Origin of the sequence: Halomonas sp. A11-A, from assembly GCF_003182195.1 — a bacterium.
Classification (GTDB): Bacteria; Pseudomonadota; Gammaproteobacteria; order Pseudomonadales; family Halomonadaceae; genus Halomonas; species Halomonas alkalicola.
Genome location: NZ_QGTM01000044.1, coordinates 1 through 6698, shown reverse-complemented (window position 1 = coordinate 6698; position 6698 = coordinate 1). Strand labels below are relative to the sequence as shown.

Sequence of the window (6698 nt, the reverse complement as noted above, 5' to 3'; positions counted from 1 at the left end):
ACCACCTGATCCCATGCCGAACTCAGCAGTGAAACCGCTCAGCGCCGATGGTAGTGTGGGGTCTCCCCATGTGAGAGTAGGTCATCGTCAGGCACCTTTTCAGAAACCCCAGCCATTGGCTGGGGTTTCGTCGTTCTGGGGATCTCCCCCCCCTGGATCCCGCCTGTTGGGAACTCCCGCCTGTTGGGAACAGGCGGAAACCGCGTCAGCGGGCCCGAAGGGCGAGGCTCAGGGGGAGGCGAGGCGAGTATCGGGAGGCCGGCCCCCGGAGCGCCGGCCGGGGCTTTTCACGTTTCTGGCGATCATGCGGCCGCCATGCCGGACTGATAGAATCACCCCCTGTTTCGTGTCGTGGCCGAACACCATGCAATCCAGTTCCCGCTCCATCGTCACCAACCAGCTCGGGCCCCACGAGGACCTGAGCCGGCGTGTGGCGCGCGCCCTGGCGCACCCGCTGCGCAAGCCGGTGGCAGAGCACACTCGCCAGGCCTTCGAGGCGGCGCGGACATGGCGTGCCGCGCGGCCCGACATGCCGCTGATTCTGGACGCCGGCTGCGGAGTGGGGCTCTCCACCCGCCGCCTGGCAGAGCGCTTTGCCAACCATGCGGTGATCGGCGTGGATCGCAGCGAGAGCCGCCTGACCCGCGAGCATGGCCCGCTGCCCGACAACGCCCTGTTGGTCCGCGCCGACCTGGTGGACTTCTGGCGCCTGGCGCTGGCCGATGGCTGGCGGCCCGTACGCCACTACTTGCTCTACCCCAATCCCTACCCCAAGGCGGCCCATCTCAAGATGCGCTGGCAGGGGCACCCGATCCTCCCGGTGATCCTTGCCCTGGGCGGACGCCTTGAGCTGCGCTCCAACTGGCGGCTCTACGTGGAGGAGTTCGCCCTGGCCGTGGCCCAAGCCACCGGCCGCAAGGCCGAGGTCCGGCCCCATGAGCCCGGGAACGACTTCCTGACCCCCTTCGAGCAGAAGTACCATGTCAGCGGACAGCCGCTCTGGAAGCTGGTGGTGGAGCTGCCCTATGGCCTCGGGCTGGTCCCCGGGGGAGGGAGCGCCTGATGGCCCTGGTCTACCTGGCCGTGGCGATCCTGGCCGAGGTGGTGGCCACCAGCGGCCTCAAGGCCACCGACGGCTTTACTCGCCTGTGGCCGAGCCTGATGGTGGTGGCCGGCTACGCCCTGGCCTTCTACATGCTCTCCCTTGTGCTGCGCACCATCCCGGTGGGGATCGCCTACGCCGTCTGGGCCGGGCTAGGCATCGTGCTGGTCGCCGTGGTGGGGCTGCTGGTCTATGGCCAGCGCCCAGATCTTCCCGCCGTCATCGGCATTGGCCTGATCGTGGCCGGCGTTGTCACCATCCAACTCTTCTCCTCCATGTCCCACTGAGCCTCCGGGACCTTCACAAGCCTACGGTGCCGTCATGCGTCATCCTGTTCTGAAAGTTGCCGCACACCTCCTGCTCTGCCTGCTGCCGGCGATTGCCCAGGCCTCGGGCTTCACCCAGTTGGGCCAGCTGGCGGACAAGGGCTTCCTGATCAGTGCCGAGGCGCGCCTGATCGATGAGGACACGGTGCTGGGGGCCATCGAGGCCGATCGCCAGCTCTCGCCGGCGTCGGTAACCAAGAACTACCTGGCCGCCGCGGCGCTGGATCGTTGGGGCCCCCAGCACCGCTTCACCACCCGGCTACTCGCCGAGTCGCGCCCGGACGACGATGGCGTGCTGACGGGCGACCTGATCCTCGACGGCGGCGGCGACCCGGCGCTGACCACCGAGGACCTGTGGCGGCTGGTGCAGCGCCTGCACCAGGCCGGGGTGCGCGAGGTGGAGGGCCGGCTGATGGTCAGCCAGTGGCGCTTCGGCCCGGTGGAGTGCATCACCACCGACCGCTGCCAGGCCCGCGAGCGCACGGCCAACGCCTACAGCGCGCTGCTCTCCTCGGCGGGGGTCAACTACGGCAGCTGGTGCGTCAGCGTGGCACCCGGCGCCGCCCCCGGGCAGCCGGCCCGGGTGACCGGCTGTGACAGCCAGGCGGCCATTCTCGAGATCGACAACCGCGTGGAGACCCGGCCGGATAACAGCGGCACCGAGCTGCGCGCCGAGCGCATCACCCGCAACGGCGATGATGTCATGGTGCTCAGCGGCCAGATCTCCACCAATGCCCGCCCCCGGGACATCTACCGGGGCAGCTCCGATCCCGCCGACCAGATGGCCAGGACCCTGCTGGGGATGCTCGACCAGGCCGGCATCGCGGTGCGCGGGGGGGCCGAGACCACCCTGGCCGAGCCGCCTGCCGGCGCCCGGTCGCTGGCCGAAGTCGAGGGCAAGCCGTTGCAGGAGCTGCTGCTGCGGGTGATGAACTACTCCAACAACTTCATGGCCGACATCCTCGCCCTGAACCTGGTGGAGACCCCTCGCGCCGACCTGCGCCTCGGCGGTGCGGCCATCGAGGCGTTCGTGGCCGGCATCCCGGATCACGGCCAGGTGACCCTGCTCAGCGGCAGCGGTCTGACCACCGAGAACCGCACCTCGGCCCGTGGCGCCAATGCGCTGCTGGAGAGCATGTTCCACCGTCCGTCGCTGTTCCCGAGCTTCGTGGCGACCCTGCAGTCCCCCGGCAACGGGGTGATGCGCTTCATCCGCCGCGGGTCGCCGACCTTCCAGCACCACGTCATGCTCAAGACCGGCACCCTCAACCAGCCGGTGGCGGTGCGAGCGGTGAGCGGCTACTTCCGCACGCGCAGCGGGCGCTGGGGGGTGTTCACCGCGCTGGTCAACGGCACCGGCAGCACCCCCTACCTGAGCTGGTCCGAGGTGCTGGATCCGCTCTCGGTGGACCTCGAGCGAATGATCGACAACCATTGAGCGGCCCACCTCCCACCCAAAGGATCCCCCGATGAAGCCCGGACATACCGGTTGGCGCCACCTGGTGCACTCCACCCGCTACTCCCTCAAGGGGCTCAAGGCCGCCTGGCGCCATGAGTCGGCCTTCCGTCAGGAGCTGGCCCTCTGCGTGCTGCTGCTGCCGCTGGCCTGGTGGATCGGCCAGGGGCCGGTGGAGTGGATCATGCTGGTGGGCAGCTGCCTGCTGGTGCTGGTGGTGGAGTTGATCAATAGCGCCATCGAGAGCGTGGTGGACCGCATCGGTCCCGAGCACCACGAGCTCTCCGGACGCGCCAAGGACCTGGGCTCCGCGGCGGTGATGGTGTCACTGGCCCTGGCCGGGCTCACCTGGCTGCTGCTGGCCGGGCAGAAGCTGCTCGGTTGAGTCGCTCGTCGCTCCGGGTGCCCATGGCGTTCGCGCTTCGCTATGCTGGGGGCATTCGCCACCCGGATGCGAGACGCCCATGCCCCTGCCCGATGACTTCCTGCCTCTGATCGATATTCCCGAGCCCCTCAAGGCGCCCCTGACGCGCACCCGGGAGCGGCTGGCCGAGGCGTTGGCCCAGGCCGACCACCTGGCCGGCATGACCGGGCGCGAGTCGCCCCTGGAGGACTGGCTCGGCCTCGCCGAACCGCGCCGCGAGCAGCTGGCTCGGGTGCTGGCGATCTCTGAGTTCGTGGCCGAGACCCTGGTGCGCTACCCAGAGTGGCTGCTGCACCTGGATGCCAACGGGGAATTGGACATCGCCCCCGATGCGGAGAGCCTGCGCGACTGGCTCGAGGAGTGCCTGGAGGCGGCCGAGGATGAGGCCGCTATGCAGGCCGTCATTCGCCGCTTTCGCCGCGCGCGGATGACCGGCATCGTGTGGCGCGACCTCACCCGGCCCGAGGGCACCGACATGTGGGCCACCGCCGCCGCGGTGTCGCGCCTGGCCGAGGTATGCCTGGAGGGGGCGCTCACCTGGCTGGAGCGCTTCCTCGCGCCGCGCTGGGGCCGGCCCGCCCTGCGCCGCGACGGCAGCGAACAGCGCCTGGTGGTGCTGGGCATGGGCAAGCTCGGCGCCGGCGAACTCAACCTCTCCTCCGATATCGACCTGATCTTCGCCTTCCCCGAGAACGGCGAGACAGAGGGCGGGCGCAAGTCCCTGACGCACCAGGAGTACTTCACCAAGCTGGGACAGCGGCTGATCGGCGCCCTGGATGCGGTGACCGCCGACGGCTTCGCCTTCCGCGTCGACATGCGCCTGCGCCCGCTGGGCGACGGAGGCCCCCTGGTGGGCAACTTCAGCTCCCTGGCCAGCTACTACCAGGACCAGGGGCGCGAGTGGGAGCGCTACGCCATGCTCAAGGCGCGTCCGGTGGCCGGCGACCTGGACGCCGGGGCCGAGCTGCTGGCCAGTCTGCGCCCCTTCGTCTATCGCCGTTACCTCGACTTCGGCGCCATCGAGTCGCTGCGTGAGCTCAAGGGCATGATCAACCGCGAGGTGCGCCGCAAGGGCATGGAGGGCAACATCAAGCTCGGCCCCGGCGGCATCCGTGAAGTGGAGTTCGTGGTGCAGGCCTTCCAGCTGATCCGCGGCGGGCGCGACACCGAGCTCCAGGTCACCTCGCTGAAGAGCGCGCTGGAACGGCTGCCGGCGCTGGGCCTGCTGCCCGTCGCGGTGGTCGAGGAGCTTATCCCGGACTACGTCTTCCTCCGCGACCTGGAGCACGCCCTGCAGGCGCTGGAGGATCGCCAGACCCAGAGCTTGCCCGACGACGACCTCGACCGCGAGCGGGTGGCTCTGGCCCTGAACATGGAGGACTGGCCGGCGCTGATGGCCAGGCTCGACGAGGTCCGCTCCCGGATCCGCCAGCACTTCGACGCGGTGATCGCCGACCCCGAAGAGGAGGTCGAGGAGGCCTCGGAGGAGGCGGCCGGCGGCATCGCCCTGGAGCAGTGGCGGGCGCTGTGGCGCGGCGAGCTCGACGAGGAGGAGGTCAGCGTGCTGCTGGAGGAGGCCGGCTTCACGGAGAGTGCCACCGCGGCTCGGCGGATCGCCTCCCTCTACCACTCCCGCCCGGTGCAGACCATGCAACGCATCGGCTTCGAGCGCCTGGAGGCCCTGATGCCGCTGCTGCTCGACGCCGTGGTCGAGAGCGAGGCGCCCGACACGGCGCTGGAGCGGGTGCTGCCGCTGATCGAGGCGGTGCTGCGGCGCACCGCCTACCTGGCGCTGCTGCGCGAGAACCCCGAGGCGCTGGGCCACCTGATGACGCTCTGCGCGGCGAGCCCCTGGATCGCCGAGCAGCTGGCCCGCTACCCGATCCTGCTCGACGAGCTGCTCACCCCCGAGACCCTCTACACCCCCGCCGACAAGGCGCGCCTCGCCGACGAGCTGCGCCAGACCCTGGCACGGATTCCCGAGGAGGACGAGGAGGCCCAGCTCGAGGCGCTGCGGGTCTTCAAGCACGCCCAGACCCTGCACGTGGCCGCCTCCGACATCGCCGGTACCCGCCACCTGATGAAGGTGAGCGACTACCTCACCTATATCGCCGAGGTGATCCTCGAGGCGGTGCTGGCCATGGCCTGGAAGCACCTGACCCGCAAGCACGGCTTCCCGGAGCTGGCCGACGGTAGCCGCGCCGGCGCCGAGCCCGACTTCCTGATCGTCGGCTACGGCAAGCTCGGTGGCATCGAGCTGGGCTACGGTTCGGACCTGGACCTGGTGTTCATCCACGACGGCGCCACCCAGGGCCGCACCGATGGCCAGCGCCCCCTGGACAACGCCGTCTTCTTCACCCGGCTGGGGCAGCGCATCATCCACCTGCTCACCGCGGTGACCCCCGCCGGCACCCTCTACGAGGTGGACATGCGCCTGCGCCCCTCCGGCAACTCGGGGCTGCTGGTCAGCTCGCTTTCCGCCTTCGCCGACTACCAGCGTCGCGACGCCTGGACCTGGGAGCACCAGGCGCTGGTGCGTGCCCGGGTGGTGGCGGGGCATCCGCGCCTGGCTGAGGGCTTCGACGCCATCCGGCGCGAGGTCCTCGGTCGAGAGCGCGACCCCGAGGCGCTGCGCGAGGAGGTGGTCAAGATGCGCCACAAGATGCGTGACCACCTGGGCGGCAAGAGTGGGGAGGGGGAGTTTGACCTCAAGCACGACCCCGGCGGGATGGTCGATATCGAGTTCCTCTGCCAGTACGCCGTGCTCGCCATGGGTCACGAGACCCCGGCGCTGCTGCAGTGGAGCGACAACATGCGCATCCTCGAGACCCTGGAGGCCGCCGAGCACCTCCCGGCCAAGGAGTGCCAGCGCCTGCGCGAGGCCTACCTGGCCCTGCGCAGCAGCGCCCACCGCGCCTCGCTGACCCGCGAGCCCGCCCGGGGACGCAGCGACGCCTTCCAGGACCACCGCCGGGTGGTGATCGAGGCCTGGCAGCGGCTGCTGGAGCCGCCGACGCCCTGACCCTCGGCAGGTCGCCCACCAGCCCGCTGGGCTCCCTGGCCCATGCCTGCCCCGACCGTCTCGATGGCCGGGGCTTTTCTCGTGTCGCGTCACCCCGGGTCGCCATGGGGAAAATAACCAGATTGGATATTTCACCTGCCCAGCGCCGTTGCCAGGAGTGGCAGGCCAAGCGACCTGAGTTATTTACCAAACGGGTGGTCAATCCCCCGGGACCCGATGCGTAACGAACTCCGGCGGCAATCGCCGCCGGAGAGTGGGTGAAGTCACCAGGAGTCGATCAGTTGAAAACGGTAAAGCTGTGGGCGTTGAGCCAGAGGTGGGTGGCCACGCTGGCGGCGTAGCCGACGGCGATGACCGGCGCCCAGCGC

5 protein-coding genes and 1 rRNA gene are annotated in these 6698 nt (G+C 69.8%); all 6 read left to right on the top strand.

All coding sequences use genetic code 11. The features are described from left to right. Nucleotides 1-93: ribosomal RNA gene (gene rrf, locus DER72_RS15745) — 5S ribosomal RNA — on the top strand; the annotation flags it as partial. A gap of 271 nt (nt 94-364) precedes the next feature. Further along, a complete protein-coding gene (locus tag DER72_RS15740) occupies nt 365-1063 on the top strand; it encodes a tRNA (guanosine(46)-N(7))-methyltransferase TrmB (RefSeq protein WP_110070875.1) in 699 nt (232 codons plus the stop codon). Then, nucleotides 1063-1389: a multidrug efflux SMR transporter gene (locus tag DER72_RS15735; protein ID WP_110070874.1), complete on the top strand. Its 327-nt coding sequence runs from the start codon at nt 1063-1065 to the stop codon at nt 1387-1389. The genes DER72_RS15740 and DER72_RS15735 overlap by 1 nt, the downstream gene beginning before the upstream one ends. A 34-nt stretch (nt 1390-1423) precedes the next feature. Continuing rightward, complete coding sequence (gene dacB, locus DER72_RS15730; protein ID WP_110070873.1) at nt 1424-2866, top strand: D-alanyl-D-alanine carboxypeptidase/D-alanyl-D-alanine-endopeptidase; 1443 nt, start codon at nt 1424-1426, stop codon at nt 2864-2866. A gap of 31 nt (nt 2867-2897) precedes the next feature. Beyond that, entirely contained in the window at nt 2898-3269 is a 372-nt protein-coding gene (locus DER72_RS15725) for a diacylglycerol kinase (protein WP_110070872.1), read from the top strand. Between the two features lie 79 nt (nt 3270-3348). Further along, nucleotides 3349-6330, top strand: coding sequence for a bifunctional [glutamate--ammonia ligase]-adenylyl-L-tyrosine phosphorylase/[glutamate--ammonia-ligase] adenylyltransferase (glnE, locus tag DER72_RS15720; protein WP_110070871.1), 2982 nt, complete (start codon nt 3349-3351; stop codon nt 6328-6330). Nucleotides 6331-6698: the final 368 nt, after the last annotated feature.

Bases quoted from the DNA above. Each gene is read 5' to 3' on its own strand.
- DER72_RS15740 (WP_110070875.1), top strand. From the start codon at position 365: ATGCAATCCAGTTCCCGCTCCATCGTCACCAACCAGCTCGGGCCCCAC.
- DER72_RS15735 (WP_110070874.1), top strand. From the start codon at position 1,063: ATGGCCCTGGTCTACCTGGCCGTGGCGATCCTGGCCGAGGTGGTGGCC.
- dacB (WP_110070873.1), top strand. From the start codon at position 1,424: ATGCGTCATCCTGTTCTGAAAGTTGCCGCACACCTCCTGCTCTGCCTG.
- DER72_RS15725 (WP_110070872.1), top strand. From the start codon at position 2,898: ATGAAGCCCGGACATACCGGTTGGCGCCACCTGGTGCACTCCACCCGC.
- glnE (WP_110070871.1), top strand. From the start codon at position 3,349: ATGCCCCTGCCCGATGACTTCCTGCCTCTGATCGATATTCCCGAGCCC.